Here is a 21,454-nt window from a genome sequence, read left to right as displayed (position 1 = left end):
TTCGTGTCAGTGCGAGCCGCACGGGACAGGTGGCCGCCTGCGCTGGGTCACATGCCGTCGCCGTCCCAGCGGCCCCGGGAGCGGCTGCGGACCGGGATGCTGGAGACGATCGGGGCCGGGATCGGGTCGCCGGCCTTCCACGCGCGGCCCTGACCCCGGTTGTGGGCGCCGGCGTCAGTGCGCTCATCGGCGTGTTCCAGCGAGTGCGCGTCGGCGCCCCAGTCGAGCGCCCCGTCGTGGTCGTGGTCGTGGTCGTCGTGGTGGTGGTGATCGTGGTGATGTGCGTCGTCGTGACCGCCCTGCAGGCGGGCGGCGTCCATGGCCTTGGCGATGGCGATCAGACTCCGGTCGGTGCCGCGACCGTGCGGGATGTAGTCGGCGTCGTCGGCGCCCTGCTCGCGCTGGAAGCGTACGGAGGCGGCGAGGTCGGCCAGGTCGCGGTCACTGCGCGGGGTCGAGCCGCGTCCCAGGTCGTGGGTGGACTGGGACCAGCGCATACGGCCGCCGTTCGGTCCGTAGTTGACGGCTTCGCCGCCCCAGCGGACCCATTCGTGCTGGGTGTACCAGTTGTGCAGCTCGCCGTCGGAGCGCAGCAGCCAGGTGGCGCCACCCTCCATGGTGGTGAAGTGGCCGTGCTTGACGCGGGCGGGCCTGAAGAAGTAGGTGCCCAGGTCCAGGGTGCCGAAGTTGTACTCCATGTGGCCCTGGGTGGTGTAGGCCTCCTCGTAGCAGGGGTGGTGGGCCAGCCGGTGGTCGGCCCAGCCTTCCTGGGCGTGCACCAGCCGGGTGTAGAACCCGGTGACCGGGTCGACGTGCAGGTACTTGATGAACAGGCCGGGCATCGGGCCGGCGTTCGGCACGGCGTCCCACCGCATGGCCGCGGAGTCGATGACGATGACGTCCTCGCGCGCGCCGTCCCATCGGGGGACGCTGAGGTTGTCGACGGGGTCGAACCCGGCGTCGCCGTACTCACGGTAGTGAAGAATCTTGGTGCCTTCGGCAAAGGTGATGGCGTCGGCCGGCACGCCCTTGGGGACGTAGACGTAGCCGCCCTTGCCGATCTCACGCCCGCCGTAGGTCATCGAGCCCTCGAGCACGTAGTACTCGGTGTTGGCGTGGTGGATGCCGGGCCCCCGGCCCCAGCGGGTGTGGAAGTCGACGCGCAGCGAGGACGAGCCGTCCTCCTCGTCCACCGACAGCCGCCGCTCGCTGGCCCGGCCCTCCCCGCCGACCAGTTCGGCGGCGTGCCAGATGTAGTCGTTCTCCTGGATCAGCTCGACGTGGGGGCGCATGAAGCTTTCTCCTTCGGTCGCGCGCCCGCAGGTTCCCGTCCGCGACGGTACGAGAGAGGGGACAGACGTCGAGACGATTCGGTGTCCCAGGGGCGCGAAGGTTCTTGTTCCACTTTGAGGAACAAGGTTTCAGGAAACGTCTGAAGTTTACGCCTCCCTTGGATCGCATCTCAAGAGACCGCCCACAGCGGGGCCCGCGACGTCGCGGAGTTCGCGCTTGAGGATCTTGCCCGCGGCGTTGCGCGGGAGGGCGGGGACGAACTCGAGGCGCCGGGGGAGTTTCGGCCCGGCGAGGCGGGCGCGGCAGTGGGCCTCCAGCGCGGCCGGGTCCACCGAGGCTTCGGGCAGGGTGACCACGAAGGCCGCGACCTGCTCGCCCCAGCGGTCGTCGGGCAGCCCCACGACGGCGGCCTCGGCGATGCCGGGAAAGGCGGCAATGACCTCCTCCACCTCGCGCGGCGCGATGTTCACCCCGCCTGAGATGATCATGTCCTTCTTCCTGTCGACGACATAGATGTAGCCCTCCTCATCCCGGACGACGATGTCGCCGCTGGTGAGATAGCTGTCGTCGGTCACGCAGGCCGCGGTGGCCTCCGGGTCGTCCAGGTAGCCGTTCATCAGGTACGGCGAGCGGCTGAACAGCTCACCCCGCTCACCGGGGCCGACGGGATCGCCCTCGTCGTCGAGCACCCGCACCTCGGTCATGAACCACGGCCGGCCGACGGAGCCGACCTTGCGCCGGGCGTCGGCCGGGCGGCAGTTGCTCACGATCCCGGCCTCGGTCGAGCCGTACAGCTCGTGCACACCGACGCCGGGGAAGGCGTCGAGCACCCATTCCTTGAGCGGTCCCGGCAGGGCGGCCGCGTTGAAATAGATCGTGTCCAGGCTGGACAGGTCGTATCCGCGGAGCGCGGCCTCGCCCAGCGCCCGGATCGTGTGGGCGTGGGTGGGCACCAGGAAGATCGACTGTGCCCGCTCCCGGTCGATCATGGCCAGCAGCCGCTCGGGATCCCATGAACGCAGCATGGTGACCGTGCCGCCGGTGTGGACGGGTGCGTAGCCGAAGGCGAAGCCGGCGCCGTGGTACATCGGCGCGACCGCGATCGTACGGCGGCCGGTGCCCAGGCCCCATTCCAGGGCGGAGGCGTAGAAGGTGAGCGCGCGGGACCGGTGGCTGATCACCACGCCCTTGGGCCGGCCGGTGGTGCCGGAGGTGTAGGCGACGCAGAACGGGTCGCGCTCGTCCACGGGAACGCGCGGGTCGGTGCCCGGCACCCCGGCGAGCGCCGCCTCGTAGGAGGGGCCGAGCTCGGTGGCGCCGATCGCCAGCACGGTCTTCGGTGCGCTGTCGGCGACGACCGCGCTGAACGTGCTGTCCAGGATCAGGGCCCTGCTGCCCGAGTGCTCGAGGATGTAGGCCGCCTCGGGCGGCGTCAGACGCGGGTTGAGCGGCACCATGACCAGCCCGGCCTTGGTGATGCCGCAGGCGACCTCGGGGTACTCCATCCGGTTGCCGAGCAGGACGGCCACGTGCTCGCCGGGCCGCAGTCCCGCGGCTAGCAGCGCGTTGGCCAACCGGCTCGACCGGTCGTCGAGGCCGCGGTAGCTCAGCCGCCGGTCGCCGTCGGTCACGGCGACCGCTCCGGGGGTGGCGACGGCGAACTCGCGCACGCCGCCGGCGATGGACAGGGCGGCACCACCGGGCTGCAGCGGCATCGGAACACCTTCCCTTCCAAGCTGTTCCACTATGAGAAACGCTATTTCAATTCCCTCACCGAGGGTGTCGCAGGGGATCGCCGGCGTCAATGGAAAGTCTGACGTTTCCCCTACGATCTCTGATGTGCCTACTCCCGCTTATCAGAGCCTCGCCGCGGACCTGCGTGACCGGATCATGGCCGGGGAGTTCCGCCCCGGTGACCGGCTGCCTGTCGAACCCGAGCTGTCGGCCGCCTACGGTGTGAGCCGCAGCACCGTCAGGGAGGCACTGCGGCTGCTGGCCAGCCAGAACCTCATCGCCACCCTCCGGGGTGTGAGCGGAGGGAGCTTCGTGGTGGCGCCGCGGCCCGAGCAGATCAGCGACTACCTGCGCACCAGCCTCGACCTGCTCGCCGTGGACGCCCGGATCACCGTGGACCAGCTGCTGGAGATACGGGACCTGCTCGAGGTGCCGGCGACCGGCCTCGCCGCACTCCGCCGCAGTGAGTCGGACCTGGCCGACCTGCGGGCGACGCTGTTCGACCCGGCGGCGCTGGAGCCGGAACAGATGTACGAGCCGAACAAGCGCTTCCACGCCGTGCTGCTCCAGGCCTCCGGCAACCCGCTGGTCGAGGTCGTGGCGCGGCCGGTCTTCCAACTGCTGGACGAGCGCTTCCTGCGCGGACGGGCGCCTGGGCGGTTCTGGCACGAGGTCGACCGCGACCACCGGGAGATCCTGGCCTACGTCGAAGCGGGCGACGAGGAGGGGGCACGCGAGGCCGCCCATGCCCACCTGGGGCGCCTGCGTCCCACGTACCTGTCCATCGACCGGACGCGCTGACCGCCTGGCCGTCCGCCGAAGGCGTGGCACCCGGCGTCACCCCCGCAGCCGGGCCACCACGTCGCCCTCCTCCCAGACCTCGCCGTACTTGGCCTGGATGTCGAAGAGATTGGCCTCATGCGGGCGGGGATCGCGGTCGCCCACCGCCTGCCGTACGACGATCGGCACGAAGCCTTGCTGGATCGCGTCGACGGTGGTGGCGCGGACACAGCCGCTGGTGGAGACCCCGGTGACGACGAGTGTGTCCACGCGAAGGGCGTGCAGGGTGGACGCCAGCGTGGTGCCGAAGAACGCGCTGGCGTACTGCTTGACGATCACGAGTTCGCCGGGGCCCGGCGCCACCTCGGGCATCAGTGCGCCAAGCGGGCCGCCGCCGACCAGGTGCCGTAGGGGGGCGACCTTGCGGAAGAACAGACCGCCGTCCACGCCGTCCGGGCCGAAGGCCACCCGGGTGTGGATCACCGGGATGCCCGCCACGCGGGCCGCGGCCAGAACCCGGGCGGCCGACTCCAGGCACGCCCGCGAGCCGATGTACAGCTCGGCGCCCGGCTCGAAGTAGGCGCGCATGAGGTCGACGAGGACCAGCGCCGGGCGCTCCCCGAACGGCAGAGATCGACCGAAGGGGTTCCCGGTCATGCCCGGACCGGCGGCAGCGGGGCGGGCAGCCCCTCGACGGTCACCAGGCCGCGCCGTACCTCCAGACCGACCAGCTCCGGGTCGCGCTCCAGCGGGTCGACCCACCCGCCGCCGCCCCAGGTGACGAAGTGCAGCACGTCGCCGGGGGAGACCGGCACCGAGCCGTCGTCGGCGACCCGCTCGACCGCCTCGACGGTGTCCTCCAGCGCCGCCAGCGGCTCGGGCTTCGGCCAGATGATCCAGCCGGTCAGGCCACCGGGCACGAAGGAACGGGCGATCTTCTCGGTCCCGGCCAGGACGCCGACCGACTGGTCGTGGGGAGTGGAGGGGGCCTTGGCGCGGAAGGTGCGCCCGGTGTCCTGGTCGATGAGGTGGATGTCGGTGAACGTCCCTCCGACGTCCACTCCCAGCCGGTAGCGCATGGTGCTCCTTTCAGAGCGGGGGTGCTTGCGGTAGCCCGTCAGATGACTCCGGCGGCTGCCAGGGCGGTGATCTCCTCGTCGGACAGGCCGAGCAGACCGCGGTAGACCTCACCGTTGTGCTGGCCGAGCTGTGGCCCGGCGCTGCGCACGCTGCCGGGGGTGGCCGACAGTTTGGGCACGACGTTCTGCATGGCCAGCTCGCCGAAGTCGGGGTGCGGGACGCGGACGATCGCCTCGCGGGCGGCGAAGTGGGGGTCGGCGAACATGTTCGCGGCCGTGTAGATGCGGCCGGCGGGGACGCCGCTGTCGTTCAGGTGGGCCAGCAGATCGTCGGCCGGCCGCTGCGCCGTCCATGCGGCGATCAGCTCGTCGAGCTCGGCCATGTGCTCGCCTCGGGCGCTGTGCGTGGCGTAACGCGGGTCGTCGGCCAGCGCGGGCGCGCCCATCGCGACGGCCAGCCGGCGGAAGACGCTGTCCTGGTTGGCGGCGATGAGCAGGGAGTCGCCGTCCTTGGTGGGATAGACGTTGCTCGGCGAGACGTTGGGCAGCACGGGCCCGGTGCGCTCACGCTGGTAGGACGCCTGCTGCCATTCGGGCAGCAGCGACTCCATCATCGCCAGCACGGCCTCGTAGATCGCCGAGTCGACGACCTGGCCCTTGCCGCTGCGCTCCCGCTCGTGCAGCGCGACCAGCGTGCCGACGCAGGCATGGGTGGCGGCCAGCGAGTCGCCCAGGGAGATCCCTGTACGCGACGGCGGCCGGTCGGGATCGCCGGTGACGTGGCGCAGGCCGCCCATCGCCTCCCCGATCGAGCCGTAGCCCGCCCGGGGCGCGTACGGTCCCGTCTGCCCGAAGCCGGTGACCCTGGTGATCACCAGCCGGGGGTTGATCGCGTGCAGTTCCTCCGGTGACAGTCCCCAGCGCTCCAGCGTGCCCGGCCGGAAGTTCTCCAGCAGCACGTCGGACGTGGCCACCAGCCGCCGGACGAGGTCCTGGCCCTGGGGAGTGCGCAGGTCGCAGGTGACCGACTTCTTGTTGCGGGCCACGACCGGCCACCACAGCGACTTTCCGTACGGCTTCTCCCGCCCCCACTGCCGCATCGGATCGCCCTTGCCGGGGTCCTCCACCTTGATGACCTCGGCGCCGAAGTCGCCGAGGAGCTGTCCGCAGAACGGCCCGGCGAGCAGCTGCCCGAGCTCGATGACCCGGATGTCGCCGAGGGGAAGGCCTCTCATCTGTTCTCCTGGTTGCGGGGACCCAGCAGCGACGCCCTGGCGGAGAACAGGTGGGCCCGCATGACCGCCTCTGCCCAGTCCGGATCTCCGGCGTGTACGGCTGCCGCGATCTCGATGTGGTGGTTGACGCTGCGCCGCATGGCCTCGTCGTCGAAGGAGCTGTACGTGCGCAGCAGGACGGGCGAGTGGATCAGCGAGCTGATCGACTGGGCGAGGACCGTACTGCCGCCCAGCCGTACCAGAGCCTGGTGGAATTCGGCGTTGAGCCGGTAGACCTCGTCGAGGTCGCGCCGCTCGGCGTGATCCCTGATCGAGACGGCGACCTGGTGCAGGTGGGCCGCATCCTCGGGGGTCGCGGCGGCGGCCGCCTGACGGGCGGCCAGCCCCTCGATCCGCGCGCGCAGCTCGAAGATCGTCTCCAGGTCCTCGCCGGGATACTCCACCACCCGCGCCCCCCGGTTGGCGACGACCTCGACGAGCCCCTCGGCCTGCAGACGCCGCAGCGCCTCGCGGACCGGGGTCCTGCTGACGCCGAGCATCTCGGCGAGCTCGACCTCGCCGAGCCTGCTCCCGGGGGCGTACTGGCCGCCAAGGATCAGGTTTCTGAGATCGTCGACAACTGGCATGTGTACATTCCTTCGGTTGAGCTGTCACCATGATGGGGAAACACCTGCTTTATGACAAGAGGTTGTATGCAATCCATCGATGTCGAGGTGATCGAGGTAGGCCCGCGCGACGGCCTGCAGAACGAGCCGGTGATCGTGCCCACCGCCGCCAAAGTGGCCTACATCGAGGCGCTCGTCACGGCCGGGCTGCGGCGTGTCGAAGCGGTCAGCTTCGTCCATCCGCGCCGGGTGCCGCAGATGGCCGACGCGGAGGAGGTCATGGCGCGCGTGCCGCGGGTCTCCGGGGTGCGCTACGCGGGCCTGGTGCTGAACGAGCGGGGCCTGGACCGGGCGCTGGCGGCAGGAGTGGACGAGGTCAACGTCGTGGTGGTGGCCACCGAGACCTTCTCGCGGCGCAACCAGGGCATGTCCGTGGACGACGCGGTCCGGAGCTTCGGCGTGATCGCCGAGCGGGCGAGCAGGGCCGGGCTCGGCGTGACACTCACTGTGGCGGCGAGCTTCGGCTGCCCGTTCGAGGGTGAGGTGGAACCGGCCCGGGTCGCCGAACTGGTCCGGCGCTGCCCCGGCGCCGATGAGGTGGCGCTGGCCGACACGATCGGCGTCGGCGTCCCCGCGGACGTGCGCCGCCTGGCCGCGGCGGTCGGCGAGGCGACCGCCGCGCCGCTGCGCTTCCACTTCCACAACACCCGCAACACCGGCTACGCCAACGCGGTCGCCGCGCTGGAGTCGGGCGCCGCGGCTCTGGACGCCAGCGCGGGCGGCATCGGCGGCTGCCCCTTCGCGCCCGCCGCGACCGGCAACATCGCCACCGAGGACCTGCTCTACCTGCTGCATCGCTCCGGCGTGCGAACCGGGGCCGACCTGCCCGCGACCCTCGCCGCCGCGGCCCTCATCGAAAAGCAGCTCGGCGCGGCGGTCCCCGCGCAGCTCGGCCGCGCCGGAATGTGGCCCGAGGCCGTCAGTTGAGGTTGGTTGCGTCCACAGAAGAGGAGGCGGGCGTGCTCACCCACGTCGTGCTGATGAAGTTCACCGATCCGGGCGATGCTTCTCACGCCGAGCACCTGCTCGCGGGCTTACGCGGCAGGATTCCGGAAATCAGTGCTCTCACTGTGAAGCTGGACGAGCTGCGAACGCCCGTCTCCTACGACCTGTGCCTGATCACCGAGCACGACACGGCCGAGCACCTGCGGGCCTACCAGGAGCACCACGCTCACCTGGAGGTGGCGCGATGGCTGCGTCCGCGTCTGGCCGCCCGCGCCGTCGTGGACTTCCAGACATGATCTCCCTGCTCTACGGCCTCTTGGCCGTGGTTCAGGCCGGTCTGGCGGTACGGCTGGCCGCGCAGAAGCTGGCCCTGCCGGCGATCGTGGCGGTGGGAGTCTCCGCCGACTCGGCCATCGTGGGCGTGGGTTCCCTCCTCGGAGTGGGTGAGCCGCTGGAAACGCTCACGCTTGCCCGGTTCGCCGCCCACGCCGTACTGACGCCACTGCTGATCGTCTACGCGGCCGGCGGAACCCGGCTTGTGCCAGGAGCGTGGCTGCTGGCGGCCGCCCTGATCGTCCCGGGCACGGTGGCCCTCTGGGGTCTGCGTTTCGAGCCGCGCCGCTGGGCCGGCACGCTCCGCTACGTGGACGCCGAATCAGGCCCTCCGGTCGCGGCGCTGATCACGACCGTCGCACTGCTCGTGGCGGGAATCTTCGCGTGGGTACGGCATCGCCGTCCGTGGTTGTTGCTTGGTGGAGTGACGCTCCTGGTCGCCTCGGCCGCCGCGGTGGCGGTTCCGATCCTGGGAAACGCGGGGGAGGCGGTGTTACTCGCGGCGATCTCGGTCCCCGGCCCGCCGGATGCCGCGTCGAGGTGACGATGTTTCCCGTGGGGAAATACACTGAGCCCCGTGACAGTTCAGGCGGACTCCGAGAACCAGAGCCGGTCGATCGCCGCGGTGGAGCGTGCGATGGACGTCTTGCTGCTGTTCGGGCGCAGCTCCCGGCCCGACCTGGGGGTGACCGAGATCGCCACCGAGCTGGACCTCACCAAGGCGGCCGTCCACCGCATCCTCACCGCCCTGCGCAGCAGGGAGCTCATCGCGCTGGACCCGGTGAGCAGGCGCTACTCCCTCGGACACGCGGCCATCGCGCTCGGCCGGGCGTACCTGGCCCGCACCGACCTGCGGGCGATGGCCGGTCCCGAGCTGCGCCGACTCTCCGCCCGCGCCGGGGAGACGGCGACGCTGTCGGTACGACGCGGCGACACCCGCCTGTACGTGGACCAGGTGGTCCCGGACCAGGAGTTGCGGATGGAGGTGTCTCTGGGCATCCCCTACCCCCTGCACGCGGGCAGCTCCTCCAAGGCCATCCTTGCCTTCCTGCGGGAGGAGGAGGTCGAGGGCTACCTGGTCAGGCACAAGCTCGACGCGCTGACCGCCAAGACCATCACGGACCCGGACAAACTGCGCGCCGAGCTGGCAGCCATCCGCAAGAAGGGCTACGCCACCTCCCTTGGCGAGCGCCAGGAAGGCGCCGCGTCGGTGGCCGCGCCGGTGCTGGACCATGACGGGCTGGTGATCGCCGCCGTCAGCGTCTCCGGCCCGAGCGCCCGCTTCAAACCCCACATGCAAGGGCTCGCCCCTGCCGTCGTCGAGGCGGCAAGCAGGCTGTCGGCTCAGCTCGGCTACGGCGGCTGAGCCCCGCCACTTCGCGCGCCACCGCCTGGAGCTCCCGGTCCTGGCGTGGGAGCCCGTCTACAGGGTCGCACCTGGTTTGAGCACACCCAGGATGGCGGCGGCCAGAACGCTGCCCCAGATCGTCCAGACGTACGGCAGGCAGCCGTCGACCGAGCGCCGCAACCTCAGCTCCACCTCGGACGTCGATCCCGAAGCGTGCAGCATGGCGAAAGCGGGCCCGAAGGAGCGAAGGGTGAGCCGGATGCCCAGCCCGGCGACGATCGCGACGGCGTACAGGGCCAGCTTCGCGCCGAGCCAGCGCGGGTTGGTCTCCACGCCGAAGGGCTCGGCCGCGGTCAGGGTGTAGAGCGCCGCAACGCCGATGGCCGCGACGAGCCCGACTCTGATCGCCCAGTCCGCCCGCTTGACCAGCAAGGTCGGATTGGTGTGCGCCACAACCGTGAGCGCGAGCCAGCCAAGCGCGAAGGCCCACACCAGGATCACAGACCACAGCGGGAACAGGGGGACGCCGAACAACGTCGCGCCGTGCGGATCGAGCGCCATCAGGGTCACGCCACTGGGCAGAAAGAGCACCAGACAGATCTTGGGCGCCAGATCGAGCCCGCTCATGATTTTCAAGGCTGTGGTCCTGGCCTCCACGCTCAGTGATTCGCGCAGCACGTACCGGCTGGAGTAGAAGACTCCGAGGTCGCCACCGAGCCAGAAGACGAACAGCGCGAGGTGCAGGATGATCCACCAGCCGTGCGAATGAGCTGCCATGTATCCCTCCGGCCGACGTGAGGGAAACAACGTTACACTGTGTGAAACGAGGACGGAATGGGGTGCGCTCCCTCAAGCCACATGGGCTGGTCGCGGCCTGACAGGGACCGCGGAGGCCGCCGGTACGGCTCGCGCGGCGGTGACGGTGGTCGCGCCAGAGGATGCCCTGCAGCCCGGGCCCTATCACCGCCGCTGGAGCTCCTGGTCGGCACGTGGAAGGCCACCAAGACCAACTACGTGATCGGCAAGGACGGCAGGCCCGTCGTCTCGGGCGACATCACGGTCAAGGTGCGCTGGCTCACCAAGACGGGCAACCGCTACCTGCAGGAGACGACCGCAAGGCTCGGCGGCAGGCCGTACCACCGGATCGGCGTGCTGGGCTTCTCCAACATCGACAAGCGCCACGAGTGGACCACGTTCGACAACGTCACCCCGCAGGCGATGACCTACCGGGGCGAGGCGGTGGAAGGCCACCCGAAGGTGCTGTCGATCCCCGGCCAATTCACCGACCCGGGCATGCTGGGACCCGAGTACGTCGGCAAGGCCATCCCGATGCGAACGGTGATCACCATCAGCCCGAAGGGCCGACACACCCTCGACATGTACTTCACACCGCCGGGACAGCAGGAACGCCTGGCGGACAGAGTGGTCTACACGCGTCGGACCGACTGACACCCACCTTGGCCCTCGGCGGTGGCTGAGCACCGCACGAGGGCCGGGGCGCTCGCCGTTGCCCAGCCGGCCGCAGGTCGTGCGGCGATCTGGGTCAGCAGGGGCAAGCCGGCGGCTCCGAGCCGGTGGTCCCCGTGGTGGCTCGTTCTACAGTCCGACCGTCATGCCCCGCCTCTCTCGTGGACGACGGTGACCCGGTGATCGGCGGAGTCGCCGAAGCCGTAGACGTAGGCCTCGGCCAGCTTGTCGCCCAACGAGGCACGCAGGAACAGGGCGCTCCATTTGGCGGCGGTATCGATGCTGTCATCCTGGGAGATGGTCTGCTGCGACGGGTCCGGGCGGGCGCCCGGCGGGTTCTGGGTGTCGGTCAGGCCGTAATGGTTGGCGCCATGGATGGTCACGTAGGCCTTCGGCGGAGAGGCGAGCCCATCGTAGGTGGCGCGTGCGGCCGCCGGAACGTTCGAGCCGTCCGCGTCACCTTGCACGAGGGCCACGGGCACGCCGCCGTTGGCGATGGGCGCACCCGTGCTCGCGCCGTAGAAGGCGGCCGCGCGCAGGGTTGCCGGCCGTTGGTAGACGGGTCCGAAGCAGAACGGCGGGGTGCAGGTGTTGCCGATCGAGAACAGGCCGGCCGCGGCGCCGAAGGAGTGGCCGAGCAGCACGAGGCGGCCATGGTCCACCCGTCCCGCGAGCGGTGAATCGGCGCGGCCGTTCTCCTCGGCCGCCCATTGTGCTGCGGCGTTGATCTGCAGGCTCTCCGGGAAGAGCCCGGCCACCGGCCCGACGGCCCGCCGGTGGTCGGGCACCGCGACGGCGAAGCCGAACCCGGCGACGGTCCTGGCGAAACGGCTGTAGCTCTCCTTCGGCACGTTTCCGCCCTGAAGCAGCAGCGCGACCGGGAGGGGGCCATGGCCGGGAGGGAAGTAGACGGTCGCCGGATCGGCGCCGATCTGGGTTTCGTACTGGCTCACCCAGTTGGGTGTCGACGCGTGCGCGGGCGTCGCTGACAGCACGGCGATCGCGGCGAAGGCGACGGCGCACATGCGCCTCATCATGGTAAGGATGATCTTTCTCCTTTCGGAAACGGTGAAAGTGGTCCCTGCCTGATCAACGAATCCGCTCGCGCTCCTTCGCCAGCCGCCAGACCGCCACGGCGAACGCGGCCCAGACGAGCGTGTTGAGCGACTCCTCCACCCACTGCACCGCGATCGTCTGATCGGGACGAGCGGCCAGCATCCCCATCGCGTAGGTGCCCAGGAGGTTGAACCCGAACAGGAATCGCTCGGCTGGATGGCGCGAAAGCAGGAGTAGCCGGATGGACAGGAGCGTCGCGCAGACAGTCGAGATCAACAGCAGCGGCCAGGTGGCCCCGATCGCGACGGCGGCGACGAGTCCAGCGATGGCGAACGAGACGAACGCCCACAGCGGTGCCGTGGCGCTCAGCACCGCCCACGCCAGGAGTGCGAAGCCGGGCGCGAACAGGAAGAACTGGACCTTGGCCAGGACGACGATGTCGGGGCCACCGGCCGCCACCAGCAGCTTCCACGTCGCCTTCAGGCCGCCGCCGAGTACGACGATCGCGCCGCCCGCACCCGCGACGCGCCCGACGGCCGGCCCGGCGGTTCTGGTGAGGTACGGCACGAGCAGGGTGATGCCTGCCGCCATTGCGAGGACCGGTAGGAAATCGACGAGCGCCAGAGCGAGCGGATAGTCCATCAAGCCCCCAGTGCTGGAAACGTTGTTTCCAAACTAGAGGGCAACCCGTTGACGGGAAACGGCGTTTCCATAACGATGTGCCGCATGAGCGCGGATCCGCCCGACGGGAGCCGGTTGCTCGCCTCGCGGTCGGTCCCGTCGCAGTAGCCGAGGAGAGCACATGAGCGCTGACGAGTACGTCGACATCCAGATGGCGGGACGATCAACCTTGCGGGTACGGCTCGACTCCGCCGCTCCCTTCGGCTGGTGGCCCGCGATCTGCATCGCCCTGGTCGCCTTCGTGGACCGGGTGGAGTTCAATCTCATGGCGGGGGCGCTTCCCGTCATCCAGAAGGAGCTCGGCTTCGGCGACACCGCAGGCGGCGCCATCGCCTCCGCCGCGGCCCTGGCCGGGATCATCCTGCTCATCCCCGCGGGACGCCTGGCCGACAGAGGCCGGAGAACGTGGATCGTGGCCACCGTCGTGGCCGTCTGGTCGCTGCTGACACTCGGCAGCGGCCTGGTCACTTCCTACGCGCTGCTGTTCATCGTCAGAGTCCTGCTCGGCGGCGCCGGGCTGCTCTACAACCCGGCGGGCTCCAGCCTGCTCGCCGACTACTTCCCTGGCAGCAGCAGGGCACGGGCCTACGCGATGGAAAGGTTCGGCTACTTCGCCGGTCCGGCCGTCGGCGTCATCGCGGGCGGGCCCTGACCGGTCTGTACGGCTGGCGCACGATGTTCTTCCTCATCGCCGTTCCCGGTCTGGTCATCGCCCTGCTCTGCCTCACCCTGCGCGAACCGGCGAGGGGCACCGGTGACCGCATCGAGCTGCTCCGCACGGGGCAGCGACCCGCACAGCAGAGCCTGGCGCCGCGTGGCTCCACCCTGCGGGCGATGCGTGACCTGCTTTCCATCAGGACGCTGCGCGCCATCGTCATCGGTCTGAGCACACTCTTCTTCGGCCTCGGCGGCCTGATGTTCTGGCTGCCCACCTTCTACGCGCGCAACTTCGGCCTGCCCAGTGGCACCGCCTCCGCCATGGCTGGTGGAGTCGGGCTGGCCGGCATGATCGTCGGCGCGCTGGCCGGCGCCCGTCTGGGAGACAAGTGGTCCCACAGGCGCGTGCTGCTGGGCGCCGCCGGCCTGCTGGTCGGCGCGGTGAGCCTGGCCTGTTCCGTGAGCGTGCTCGTGCTGCCCGTCCAGCTCGCCTGCCTGGCGGTGGCGAACGCCGGCATCATGCTGGCCATTCCCGCCCTCACCGCCGCCACGGCCGATGTGGTGCCGGCGGCGCGCAGGGGGTTGGGCTTCGCCCTCCTGCAGTTCATCGTCTCGTTGGCAGGCGCCTTCGGCCCGCTGCTCGTGGGAGCCGCCTCTGAGGCGACCGGCTCGCTACGGGTGGCCTATGCCCTGCTCGCCGTTCCATTGGTGCTCGGCGCGCTGCTGACGCTGAGGGGGCGGTCAAGCCTGGAAGGAGACAGGCGGGCCGCGCTGTCAGGCCTTCAATGATGTCAGTGCTCTCTTAGCAGGCTGCCCGCGCCGTACACCTGGTCATGGATGCCGTTGGCGCGCAGCGCCATCCACCAGGTGGCGGCGTTGATGGCGATGACCGGCAGGCCGAGCCAGCGCTCCGCCTCGTCGGCCAGCCCCACCATGGACAGGTTGGTGCCGCACTGGACGATCGCGTCCACGCCTGGCGCGACCTCCACCAAGGCCTCTCGGAGCGCGCCCTCTGTGACGTGCGCGATCGAGACCGCTGTCGGGCACGTCAGCCCCTTGATGGCGGTCACCTCGAAGCCGATCTCGGAGAAGAACCTGACCACGTTCTCGTCACCGACAGGCTGATAGGGGGTGACGACGCCGATGCGGCGCGCCCCGTACAGCGTCAGCGCCTGCTCGCAGGCCTCGGCGCCGGTGGCGACCTGGAGGCCGGTGAGGTCGTGGATCTGCTTGACGAACTGGCGGTTGCCCTCGACGCCGCCCCAGAACGTCTCGGCGGACATGCCCATCACCATGTAGTCCGGCTCGCACGTCATGACCCGCTCGCACGCGGCGCCGATCTCCTCGCGGATCTGGTCGAGGAGGCGTTCCATGCCGACGTTCCCCGCCATGTTGCCGTCGCGGATATGGATGCGGCTGAAGTGCGCCGTCACTCCAGGGACGGTCATGCGGTAGAAATCAGGCTCGACGATCGTGTTGGTGGAAGGGGCGATCACGCCGAACTTCCGGCGCCACCCGAGCGCGTCGGTCATGGAACCACCTTTCGCTTGGTGAAGGGGGCCGTGGCGAACCGGGCGATGACCTTGCTTGTCGTCAGCCACCTGACATGCGCGCCGTTGGCCGCTTTCGCGATCGCCTGCTCGGCCAGCCAGGGGGTCACGGTCTCCACCCGGTCGGCCAGGATGTCGTACACCTTCCTGGTTCGCGGGGTCAGGTCGCTCAGCAGCAGGTCGGTGATGACCATGCCAGGGCTGAGCAGCCCGACGGAAACGCCCTTGGGCACCTCCTTGGCCAGCGCCCTGGTGAGATATGTCAGCGCTCGTTTGGTCGCGCCGTACACGGCGAGTCCCGCTACCGCGCGCCCGTCGCTGCCGAGCCCCTCCATGTTCCACACATGGCCGTGCCCCTGCACCGTCATACCGCTGAGCGCGACCGAGCAGCCGTTGATCACGCCCAGGAGGTTGACGTCGACGACCCTCTCGGCCTCGTCGGCAGAAAGCTCCCACAGCGGCAGGCGGGACTGGGTGATCCCGGCGTTGTTGATCCACATGTCCACACGGCCGTGGCGCCGCACCGCCGCGTCCCACACGGCCTGGACCTGCCGGCGATCGCTCACGTCACCGTCCTTGGACCCGCAGACCACGACCTGGTGGCCTTGCCCGGTGAAGTGTTCGGCGAGCCCGCGGCCGATGCCGCGGGTGCCGCCCGTCACGACGATGACCACGTCAGCACCCCGTGAACCACCGCCGCCGGCGCGCCGCCCTCGAACAGTTCGTAGGCGACCGCGAGGGTCTTACCCGCACCCATCCCTTGCGTGGCGTCCACCATGAACTCCCGGCCCTTGAGCTTCCACACGTCCGTGAAGTGCAGGCTGGGATAGCTCGCTCTGCCGTACGCCTGCGCGTTGCCCCAGGCGTCCGGGCCCTCGTAGAAGGAGCGGAAGCCGTCCCTGCGGACTTCGACGGTGTAGCGGCGATCGAGCGCACCCGCCCAGGTGACATGGTGGCGGGTTCGGAGCAGGTTGATGGGATCGAGTTCGACCGTGACGTTCACGGTGCCGCCCGGCTTCTGGTCGGCGCCGTACAGCTCGCACGTGCCGCTGTAGGCTCCCGCGTTCTTGGTGGGCAGGATGTACGACGCGGGGCCGTTGGCGCTCTCGTCGGCTGTCCAGCGTTCGACCTTGGCCGGGTCACGGGTGTACAGGCCGTTGAAGCAGGCCACGATCGACGGTCCCTGATACATCAGCGACGAGTAGACCTGCATGTCATCGATCGTCTGGTTCCAGGTGTTGAGGTCCACCTGCCAGCCGGGGCTGTAGTAATGGGCGTCCACGAATCCGCCGTACGGCTGGCCCGTGCCGTAGAAGTCGGGCCCGGTGTAGACGCGGTTGACGTCGGAGTCGTCCACGCCGAACTCGAACGGCGCGCCGAGCCTGAAGCGACCCGCCAGGGGGCCGCCGGCCTCGAGGCCGCCGTCCATGTAATAGGTGGTCACGCCGTCTTCGAAGACCGAGGAACGGCTGACCTGCTCGTAGCCCACCCAGGTGCCCGAAGCGTCGAACAGGGAGGGCTTGCCGTGCCACTCGCCCTGGATACGGCGTTGCCACGCGCTTGGCTCACTCATCGACCAGTTCCTTTCTGACGCGCTCTGCCTGCTCCTCGCCCAGGAGCTTGGTCACCTGGTGCCAGACGGGGTCCACGTCGGGGCTGAACAGATTCGCCCTGTTGGCCTGGTCGCGCGCGGCCAGATCGCCGGTCGTCGGTGGGACGCCCCGGATGACGAGGGTCAACCAGTGCTCCAGGTAGGTCTCCACCGTGGGGCCCAGCTTGGCGAAGGCTTCATCGGTGGCGCGGCAGACCAGCATCCAGGGCGACATCATCGCCCGCTGACGGGGTCCGACGGCCGCGGGTGAAAGGCCGTCGATCTGCCACGCGCGCTCCAGCGGCTCGGTCAGCGGCAGGAAGCAGGCGTCCAGGTAGGCCAGGTGGGTGGCCAGTTCCACGCGCGGGACAAGGTCCAGGTGCATCGCGTGGTAGCCGGCCGACGCCACCGAGTCCAGCGTGAAGTGCGGGATCGCCGATCCTGGCCGCGTGAAAGCGAAGATCATGTGACTGTCCAGCCCGATCGCCGGCACCACCAGGCTGACCGTCACCACTTTGGCCACCTGCGTGCTGCCGGGGCGCAGGACGCGGAGGCGGCCGACAGGTGTGGGGGACATCGTCGAGACGAGCGGTACATCCTCGGCGACGTCAAGTGCCAGGGCCGCGGTGAGCCGGTCGAGGGTGCGGTCACTCAGTGTCGCCGGCAGGCTCATCGCCGCCTCCTCTGGTCTTGTGGACCCACGCGCGGGCCAGTTCCGGGTTGTCGCGCCGGGCGGGCGAAGGGATCACGGTGGCCCGACGGCGGGGGACGTCACCGGTCACGACGTCATCGTCGCCGACCCACCAGCCCCGCTCGATGAGTTCTCGGCGGCGCCGCCGGTAGGCGACCTGCAGGGCGTCACTACGGATGTGCAGCTCGGCTGACAGGTCGAAGGGCAGCAACTCCGGCCGTTGCGCCTCCACCACGACCCGGTCCTGCTCCAAGATCTTGCTGATCCGCTGGACGGCGTTCTTGTCGGCCCACTTGCTGGTGAGGAAGTTGCGGTAGCCGATGATCTTGATGAGCGTGCGGTCCTGTGTCAGCGGGATGTTGAAGTCGTACAGCAGCATGTCGCCGAAGGGCAGGCGCACGTGCAGCTTGACGACGTTCGGGAGGTACCAGCCGTTGGTCACGACGACCTGCTCGGGCTTGTCCTTGTAGAGCCGCTTCCACCGGCCCTTCGCCGGTGGCGGGCTCATCAGGATGTCGGCTTCGCACCGCCACTCATCCTGGCTGAGCTCGAAGTCGGGAATCTGGGGCTTGTCCGGGTTGCCGAAGGCGGTGCCGTGCACGAACGGCGCGTGGGCCGCGTCCACGACGTTCTCCATCGTGCGCTCGTAGTTCGCCTCGATCGTCGTCTCGAAGTAGACCGCCCGGTAGGAAGGATCGTCGTGCTCGGGGATGTGCGGGATCGGCGGCCGCTGCTCCTCGGGCAGATCGCCGAGGAACGCCCACACCATGCCGTACCGCTCGATGACCGGATAGGCGTCCACCCGCGCCTTCTTGGGTATGCCGCGATCGACGGGGTTGGCGGGGATCTTGACGCAGGTGCCGTCCGGCTCGTACTCCCAGCCGTGGTAGGGGCAGGCGATCCGGTCGTCGCCGACCAGCTTGCCCATCGACAGCGCACCGCCCCTGTGCACGCACAGGTCCGACAGCACGGCCACCTCGCCGTTGCGCCGCCGCCACACCACGAAGTCCTGGCCGAGACAGGTGATCTTGCGTGGCTGCCGTTGTACGGCGTGGCTGAACTCGACGGCGTACCAGAAGTTCTTAAGCATCGCTCCTCCTGAGATCCATGCCGTCCAGTACGGCTCGCGCCTCCGCATCACCGTGCAGGTGGGTGCGCAGGAACGAGGTGACCAGCCGGGCCAGCTCCGGACGCGGGTGTGAGGTGGCCGGCAGGTCCAGGAAGGCGCGGGCCGCTGTGTGGTCGACCGGGTCGGCGACGGCGAAGTGATTGGCGCCGTCGAAGACGGCCAGCAGGTGCTCGCCCTTGCCGAGAGCCTCTTCGAAGGTGCGGGTGACCGGGTCGTTGACGTGTTTCTCCTGGCCGTAGCGGTCGGAGCTGCCCATGATCACGCCGTCGCGGGTGCCGACGGACAACAGGACAGGGCAGTCGACGCGCGCTGGGACGACCGTTCCCGCCGGCCAGCCGAGCATGGTCGCCACCATGGTGTGCGCGCCGTAGGCGAAGACCGCCTTGACGTTGGGGAAGTGGCCGGCGGACTGGAGGACGACCGAGCCGCCGGCCGAGTGGCCGCCGAGCGCCACCCTGTCCAGGTCGATGGCGCCCTTGAGCAGGTCGATCTCCTGCAGCGAGGCCAGGATCCGGCCGATGGCCGGGCACGTCGGGCGCGAGCCGTACGCACCTGGCCGGGCCGCGTCGAGGTCCACGCCGGGTGTGAGCCCGTACTCGCCGCCGAACAGCTCACCCACCCGGTCGAACGTCACGCAGACGAAGCCGGCCGCGGCGATCTCGACGGCCAGCCAGCGGTAGGCGTCCTGGCCGACGTTGATCCCCGAGACGAACAGCACCACCGGGTAGGGGCCGCCTTCGGGAGCGAAGCGGCCCGTCATCCGGTCACCCTCTGCCGCGGCCGGGTAGTAGATCTTCAGATGGGCGGTGTCGAAGGGCGGCTCGCCATCGGTCTTGGCCGCCCACCAGAGGGAACGGATCATGACGGTCTCGGCAGTGTGCGGTCGCCGCCCCAAAGCCCTCTGACCAGGCGCTCGGTCTGCTCCGAGCCGAAGTAGCGCACGCCCATCACGTTGGCGGGGTCGCGTTCGGCGATGTTGCGTCGCATGGCGAGATCGGCCTCCGCCAGGAGCGGCTGCTCGTCCGCGGGTACCGGCTCAGCCTCGTCCACCCACTCCAGCCAGCGATCGACGCGGTCGTGCAGCACGTCGCGCACGGTGTCGAGGTGCTGCTGGGCGCGGGGGAAGGAGTAGCAGAAGGCGTTGGGCGACAGGCTGGCGCGGATGAAGGAGGTGCGGCTGGTGAACCACACGAAGTCCGCGTTCTTCTCTCTGAACGACAGCCAATCGGCTTCGAGTGGGGTGTAGTAGCTGTCGAAGTAGTCGCCGTCCCGGGGGAGGCTCGTCCGGGGCATGTAGTCCTGGTAGAACCACCCCTCCGGCCATACCAGCAGCGCGATGCCCAGATGCGGCACCCGGATGTGCGGCCCGAGCCATACGGTCAGGTGCAGGTTGGCGAAGCTCGCGGTGGGGTTGCCGAGCCAGGAGTGGACCATCCAGTCGACCTCCGGCCCCGCGTAGGCGTCCAGCCGTCCGCCTGGGCCCTGGGGATGCGTACCGTAGTCGCCGGGCGAGGCGGGATCGCGGGTGAGCTCGAACCTGGCGTCGATCTTTGCCTTCAGCTCGGTGAGGATGCCTTTCATCCGCTCGAACGTCTCGGTGACGTCGATCACCGGCGACTCGTCGAGCATCTGCTCCACGTGCTGCAGCGTTTCCTTCACTGACGGGGTCCTTCCAGGAGTGCTTCCGCCAGCCGCCACGGTCGTCCGCCCACCAGATCGGTGTTGCGGGAGACGAGCCGGTTGACGCTCTGGGCGGGGGAGAGGGTGCCCTGCACGAGCAGGTCGGTGTTCTTGACGTGGGTGACGACGGGGTGACTGATCTGCCCGGTGAACGGTCCCTGCCATGCGGTCCACAGAGTGAAGTCGGGCGAGAGGTCGAGGATCGCCCCCGCCAGCCCGTCCGGGCCATCCTGCCCGGCGGCGACGATGTTCAGCCGGTTCTCCGCCGCCCGCTCCAGCAGGCCGAGGCGCAGTTCCCATGGTTCGCGCGGGGTGAACGGCACGGCCACCACATCGGCGTCGGCCAGCGCGGCCAGCCTGAACTCCTCGGGGTGCCGCGCCGCCTCACCTACGATGACCTTCAGCCGCCCCCACGGCAGGCGGTAGATCTCTGCGGCTGCTATCCGTCCGTCACGCCCGACGAGGGTTCCGTTGCCGGTCACGACGTGGGCCGCTGATTCCCGTACGGCTTCGGCGGCCTCCTCCACGGTGACCGGGCAATCTTCGGGAAGCACGATGAGCAGGGCGCCTTCCGCAGCGGCCTGCCGTACCAGCGGAGCGGCGCCCCGTACCACCGCGACCGGAAGGGTCGGCGCACCGGCGGGTGCCGCGCGGCCGAGAGAAGGCGCGGCGATGGGGCCGTAGCGGGAGGGGCGACGGGTGGCGAGGTGCCGGGCCCGCTCGGCATCAGCAGCCGCGGGGTCGATGTCAGCCACCACAACCGCCTCGCCGGTGCGGGGAGCGCGGGCGACCACGCTGCCGTCGGGGGCGACGATCTGGCTCTCACCGGCTCCGTGCAGCCACTCGGGCGGCACGCCGAGCCTCTTGCTGACCGAGGCCTGCTGGTCGGTGGGGATGAGCGGCCCGACCTTGTTGGCGGCGACGACCCAGACCTTGTTCTCCGCGGCGCGGACCGGGATGTGCAGGCCGGCTTCGTCGGTGGCGAAGGAGTTGAGGCTGTTGAGCAGCACCTGCGCCCCGCGCAGCGCAAGCCCGCGCGTGACCTCGCAGATCACGCCCTCCATGCACGCGTACATGCCGAGGCGGCCCACCGGAGTCGCGATGATCGGGCCGACAGCGGTGCCGGGGGAGAGGTGATCGTTCTCCGCGCCCATCAGCACCTGCTTGTCGGCCTCGCCGAGCAGCTCGCCGGTGGGGCCGTAGAGGAGAGAGGTGCCCGTGGTGCGGTCGCTGGTGCGGGCGAGGGTGATTCCGATCTTGACGTGGACGCCATGCGTGGCGGCTCGCGCGGCGATCGCGGTCAGGAAGGGGTCGCCGTGGCGGCAGGCCAGCCTGTGGGCCCGTTCGGGGCTCTCGTACCAGGACAGGTGGTTGCAGAACTCGGGCAGCACGATCAGCGCGGCGCCCTCCGCGGCGGCTGAGTCGATCATGCGCAGGCTGGTGGCGAGGTTGGCGGCGACATCTGTACCCACCTCGTACTGCACAGCGGCGACGCGTACCACGCAGACCTCCTGTTACGTATAGAGAAACGCCGTTTCCA

23 protein-coding genes and 1 pseudogene are annotated in these 21,454 nt (G+C 69.8%); 7 read left to right on the top strand and 17 right to left on the bottom strand.

The window, feature by feature from the left end; translation table 11 throughout:
- Window positions 1-47: 47 nt before the first annotated feature.
- Window positions 48-1,292 (bottom strand): DUF4437 domain-containing protein, encoded by a 1,245-nt coding sequence (locus ACFXJ8_RS08645; protein WP_379643207.1) that lies wholly within the window; start codon window positions 1,290-1,292, stop codon window positions 48-50.
- A 147-nt stretch (window positions 1,293-1,439) separates the two neighbouring features.
- Window positions 1,440-3,008, bottom strand: coding sequence for a class I adenylate-forming enzyme family protein (locus ACFXJ8_RS08640; protein WP_379643206.1), 1,569 nt, complete (start codon window positions 3,006-3,008; stop codon window positions 1,440-1,442).
- A 124-nt stretch (window positions 3,009-3,132) separates the two neighbouring features.
- Between ACFXJ8_RS08640 and ACFXJ8_RS08635 the strand changes: the two genes are divergently transcribed.
- Complete coding sequence (locus tag ACFXJ8_RS08635; RefSeq protein ID WP_379643205.1) at window positions 3,133-3,828, top strand: FadR/GntR family transcriptional regulator; 696 nt, start codon at window positions 3,133-3,135, stop codon at window positions 3,826-3,828.
- A 36-nt stretch (window positions 3,829-3,864) separates the two neighbouring features.
- On the opposite strand, the gene ACFXJ8_RS08630 is transcribed toward ACFXJ8_RS08635, so the two are convergent.
- From ACFXJ8_RS08630 to ACFXJ8_RS08615, 4 genes are read right to left on the bottom strand one after another with little or no spacing between them, the layout of a single operon-like run.
- Window positions 3,865-4,464 (bottom strand): isochorismatase family protein, encoded by a 600-nt coding sequence (locus ACFXJ8_RS08630; RefSeq protein WP_379643204.1) that lies wholly within the window; start codon window positions 4,462-4,464, stop codon window positions 3,865-3,867.
- The gene (locus ACFXJ8_RS08625) at window positions 4,461-4,886 is read right to left on the bottom strand and encodes a hydantoinase/oxoprolinase N-terminal domain-containing protein (protein WP_379643203.1); all 426 of its coding nucleotides are present in this window, start codon (window positions 4,884-4,886) and stop codon (window positions 4,461-4,463) included. Before ACFXJ8_RS08625 ends, ACFXJ8_RS08630 begins: the two co-directional genes overlap by 4 nt.
- A 38-nt stretch (window positions 4,887-4,924) precedes the next feature.
- Window positions 4,925-6,121, bottom strand: coding sequence for a CaiB/BaiF CoA transferase family protein (locus ACFXJ8_RS08620; protein ID WP_379643202.1), 1,197 nt, complete (start codon window positions 6,119-6,121; stop codon window positions 4,925-4,927).
- Entirely contained in the window at window positions 6,118-6,747 is a 630-nt protein-coding gene (locus ACFXJ8_RS08615; RefSeq protein WP_379643201.1) for a GntR family transcriptional regulator, read from the bottom strand. Before ACFXJ8_RS08615 ends, ACFXJ8_RS08620 begins: the two co-directional genes overlap by 4 nt.
- A 66-nt stretch (window positions 6,748-6,813) precedes the next feature.
- Here ACFXJ8_RS08615 and ACFXJ8_RS08610 point away from each other — a divergent pair, with 66 nt between their 5' ends.
- Genes ACFXJ8_RS08610 through ACFXJ8_RS08595 form a run of 4 tightly spaced genes read left to right on the top strand, consistent with a single transcriptional unit; the run spans window position 6,814 to window position 9,430 of the window.
- Complete coding sequence (locus ACFXJ8_RS08610; RefSeq protein WP_379643200.1) at window positions 6,814-7,713, top strand: hydroxymethylglutaryl-CoA lyase; 900 nt, start codon at window positions 6,814-6,816, stop codon at window positions 7,711-7,713.
- A 32-nt stretch (window positions 7,714-7,745) separates the two neighbouring features.
- Complete coding sequence (locus ACFXJ8_RS08605; RefSeq protein ID WP_379643199.1) at window positions 7,746-8,027, top strand: Dabb family protein; 282 nt, start codon at window positions 7,746-7,748, stop codon at window positions 8,025-8,027.
- A complete protein-coding gene (locus ACFXJ8_RS08600; RefSeq protein ID WP_379643198.1) occupies window positions 8,024-8,608 on the top strand; it encodes a hypothetical protein in 585 nt (194 codons plus the stop codon). Before ACFXJ8_RS08605 ends, ACFXJ8_RS08600 begins: the two co-directional genes overlap by 4 nt.
- 33 nt (window positions 8,609-8,641) lie before the next feature.
- Window positions 8,642-9,430, top strand: coding sequence for an IclR family transcriptional regulator (locus ACFXJ8_RS08595; protein WP_379643197.1), 789 nt, complete (start codon window positions 8,642-8,644; stop codon window positions 9,428-9,430).
- A gap of 57 nt (window positions 9,431-9,487) precedes the next feature.
- Here ACFXJ8_RS08595 and ACFXJ8_RS08590 read toward each other — a convergent pair whose 3' ends face one another.
- The gene (locus ACFXJ8_RS08590; RefSeq protein WP_379643196.1) at window positions 9,488-10,189 is read right to left on the bottom strand and encodes a hypothetical protein; all 702 of its coding nucleotides are present in this window, start codon (window positions 10,187-10,189) and stop codon (window positions 9,488-9,490) included.
- An 81-nt stretch (window positions 10,190-10,270) separates the two neighbouring features.
- Between ACFXJ8_RS08590 and ACFXJ8_RS08585 the strand changes: the two genes are divergently transcribed.
- Window positions 10,271-10,861 carry a DUF1579 family protein gene (locus ACFXJ8_RS08585; protein WP_379643195.1) on the top strand — a complete coding sequence of 197 codons (591 nt, stop codon included), beginning with the start codon at window positions 10,271-10,273 and terminating at the stop codon, window positions 10,859-10,861.
- Window positions 10,862-11,022: 161 nt separating this feature from the next.
- Here ACFXJ8_RS08585 and ACFXJ8_RS08580 read toward each other — a convergent pair whose 3' ends face one another.
- Together ACFXJ8_RS08580 and ACFXJ8_RS08575 are read right to left on the bottom strand one after the other, a co-directional pair.
- Window positions 11,023-11,904 carry an alpha/beta hydrolase family protein gene (locus ACFXJ8_RS08580; protein ID WP_379643194.1) on the bottom strand — a complete coding sequence of 294 codons (882 nt, stop codon included), beginning with the start codon at window positions 11,902-11,904 and terminating at the stop codon, window positions 11,023-11,025.
- A gap of 64 nt (window positions 11,905-11,968) precedes the next feature.
- Window positions 11,969-12,577 carry a hypothetical protein gene (locus ACFXJ8_RS08575; RefSeq protein ID WP_379643193.1) on the bottom strand — a complete coding sequence of 203 codons (609 nt, stop codon included), beginning with the start codon at window positions 12,575-12,577 and terminating at the stop codon, window positions 11,969-11,971.
- 160 nt (window positions 12,578-12,737) lie between these two features.
- On the opposite strand from ACFXJ8_RS08575, the pseudogene ACFXJ8_RS08570 reads away from it, so the two are divergent.
- Window positions 12,738-14,062 (top strand): annotated as a pseudogene (locus ACFXJ8_RS08570) (MFS transporter).
- A gap of 2 nt (window positions 14,063-14,064) precedes the next feature.
- On the opposite strand, the gene ACFXJ8_RS08565 reads toward ACFXJ8_RS08570, so the two are convergent.
- From ACFXJ8_RS08565 to ACFXJ8_RS08530, 8 genes are read right to left on the bottom strand one after another with little or no spacing between them, the layout of a single operon-like run.
- On the bottom strand, window positions 14,065-14,805 hold the full coding sequence (locus tag ACFXJ8_RS08565) for an arylmalonate decarboxylase (RefSeq protein ID WP_379643192.1): 741 nt from the start codon (window positions 14,803-14,805) through the stop codon (window positions 14,065-14,067).
- On the bottom strand, window positions 14,802-15,497 hold the full coding sequence (locus ACFXJ8_RS08560; RefSeq protein WP_379643191.1) for an SDR family oxidoreductase: 696 nt from the start codon (window positions 15,495-15,497) through the stop codon (window positions 14,802-14,804). Before ACFXJ8_RS08560 ends, ACFXJ8_RS08565 begins: the two co-directional genes overlap by 4 nt.
- The gene (locus ACFXJ8_RS08555) at window positions 15,482-16,396 is read right to left on the bottom strand and encodes a hypothetical protein (RefSeq protein ID WP_379643190.1); all 915 of its coding nucleotides are present in this window, start codon (window positions 16,394-16,396) and stop codon (window positions 15,482-15,484) included. Before ACFXJ8_RS08555 ends, ACFXJ8_RS08560 begins: the two co-directional genes overlap by 16 nt.
- The gene (locus tag ACFXJ8_RS08550) at window positions 16,389-17,087 is read right to left on the bottom strand and encodes a hypothetical protein (protein ID WP_379643189.1); all 699 of its coding nucleotides are present in this window, start codon (window positions 17,085-17,087) and stop codon (window positions 16,389-16,391) included. The genes ACFXJ8_RS08555 and ACFXJ8_RS08550 overlap by 8 nt, the downstream gene beginning before the upstream one ends.
- A complete protein-coding gene (locus ACFXJ8_RS08545) occupies window positions 17,062-18,195 on the bottom strand; it encodes a Rieske 2Fe-2S domain-containing protein (RefSeq protein ID WP_379643188.1) in 1,134 nt (377 codons plus the stop codon). The genes ACFXJ8_RS08550 and ACFXJ8_RS08545 overlap by 26 nt, the downstream gene beginning before the upstream one ends.
- A complete protein-coding gene (locus ACFXJ8_RS08540) occupies window positions 18,188-19,096 on the bottom strand; it encodes an alpha/beta hydrolase family protein (RefSeq protein WP_379643187.1) in 909 nt (302 codons plus the stop codon). The genes ACFXJ8_RS08545 and ACFXJ8_RS08540 overlap by 8 nt, the downstream gene beginning before the upstream one ends.
- Complete coding sequence (locus ACFXJ8_RS08535) at window positions 19,093-19,893, bottom strand: oxidoreductase (RefSeq protein ID WP_379643186.1); 801 nt, start codon at window positions 19,891-19,893, stop codon at window positions 19,093-19,095. Before ACFXJ8_RS08535 ends, ACFXJ8_RS08540 begins: the two co-directional genes overlap by 4 nt.
- Window positions 19,890-21,416, bottom strand: coding sequence for a carbon-nitrogen hydrolase family protein (locus ACFXJ8_RS08530; RefSeq protein WP_379643185.1), 1,527 nt, complete (start codon window positions 21,414-21,416; stop codon window positions 19,890-19,892). The genes ACFXJ8_RS08535 and ACFXJ8_RS08530 overlap by 4 nt, the downstream gene beginning before the upstream one ends.
- Window positions 21,417-21,454 lie beyond the last annotated feature (38 nt).

Origin of the sequence: Nonomuraea sp. NPDC059194 (assembly GCF_042754765.1) — a bacterium.
Taxonomy (GTDB): domain Bacteria; phylum Actinomycetota; class Actinomycetes; order Streptosporangiales; family Streptosporangiaceae; genus Nonomuraea.
This window is presented reverse-complemented; position numbering and strand designations above follow the sequence as displayed.

What these genes read in the sequence shown, in the direction of transcription:
- ACFXJ8_RS08585 (WP_379643195.1), top strand. Translation starts at nt 10,271, where the DNA reads ATGGGCTGGTCGCGGCCTGACAGGGACCGCGGAGGCCGCCGGTACGGC.
- ACFXJ8_RS08540 (WP_379643187.1), bottom strand. Translation starts at nt 19,096, where the DNA reads ATGATCCGTTCCCTCTGGTGGGCGGCCAAGACCGATGGCGAGCCGCCC.
- ACFXJ8_RS08565 (WP_379643192.1), bottom strand. Translation starts at nt 14,805, where the DNA reads ATGACCGACGCGCTCGGGTGGCGCCGGAAGTTCGGCGTGATCGCCCCT.
- ACFXJ8_RS08550 (WP_379643189.1), bottom strand. Translation starts at nt 17,087, where the DNA reads ATGAGCCTGCCGGCGACACTGAGTGACCGCACCCTCGACCGGCTCACC.
- ACFXJ8_RS08645 (WP_379643207.1), bottom strand. Translation starts at nt 1,292, where the DNA reads ATGCGCCCCCACGTCGAGCTGATCCAGGAGAACGACTACATCTGGCAC.
- ACFXJ8_RS08600 (WP_379643198.1), top strand. Translation starts at nt 8,024, where the DNA reads ATGATCTCCCTGCTCTACGGCCTCTTGGCCGTGGTTCAGGCCGGTCTG.
- ACFXJ8_RS08575 (WP_379643193.1), bottom strand. Translation starts at nt 12,577, where the DNA reads ATGGACTATCCGCTCGCTCTGGCGCTCGTCGATTTCCTACCGGTCCTC.
- ACFXJ8_RS08640 (WP_379643206.1), bottom strand. Translation starts at nt 3,008, where the DNA reads ATGCCGCTGCAGCCCGGTGGTGCCGCCCTGTCCATCGCCGGCGGCGTG.
- ACFXJ8_RS08625 (WP_379643203.1), bottom strand. Translation starts at nt 4,886, where the DNA reads ATGCGCTACCGGCTGGGAGTGGACGTCGGAGGGACGTTCACCGACATC.
- ACFXJ8_RS08610 (WP_379643200.1), top strand. Translation starts at nt 6,814, where the DNA reads ATGCAATCCATCGATGTCGAGGTGATCGAGGTAGGCCCGCGCGACGGC.
- ACFXJ8_RS08630 (WP_379643204.1), bottom strand. Translation starts at nt 4,464, where the DNA reads ATGACCGGGAACCCCTTCGGTCGATCTCTGCCGTTCGGGGAGCGCCCG.
- ACFXJ8_RS08580 (WP_379643194.1), bottom strand. Translation starts at nt 11,904, where the DNA reads ATGTGCGCCGTCGCCTTCGCCGCGATCGCCGTGCTGTCAGCGACGCCC.
- ACFXJ8_RS08620 (WP_379643202.1), bottom strand. Translation starts at nt 6,121, where the DNA reads ATGAGAGGCCTTCCCCTCGGCGACATCCGGGTCATCGAGCTCGGGCAG.
- ACFXJ8_RS08545 (WP_379643188.1), bottom strand. Translation starts at nt 18,195, where the DNA reads ATGCTTAAGAACTTCTGGTACGCCGTCGAGTTCAGCCACGCCGTACAA.
- ACFXJ8_RS08590 (WP_379643196.1), bottom strand. Translation starts at nt 10,189, where the DNA reads ATGGCAGCTCATTCGCACGGCTGGTGGATCATCCTGCACCTCGCGCTG.
- ACFXJ8_RS08555 (WP_379643190.1), bottom strand. Translation starts at nt 16,396, where the DNA reads ATGAGTGAGCCAAGCGCGTGGCAACGCCGTATCCAGGGCGAGTGGCAC.
- ACFXJ8_RS08615 (WP_379643201.1), bottom strand. Translation starts at nt 6,747, where the DNA reads ATGCCAGTTGTCGACGATCTCAGAAACCTGATCCTTGGCGGCCAGTAC.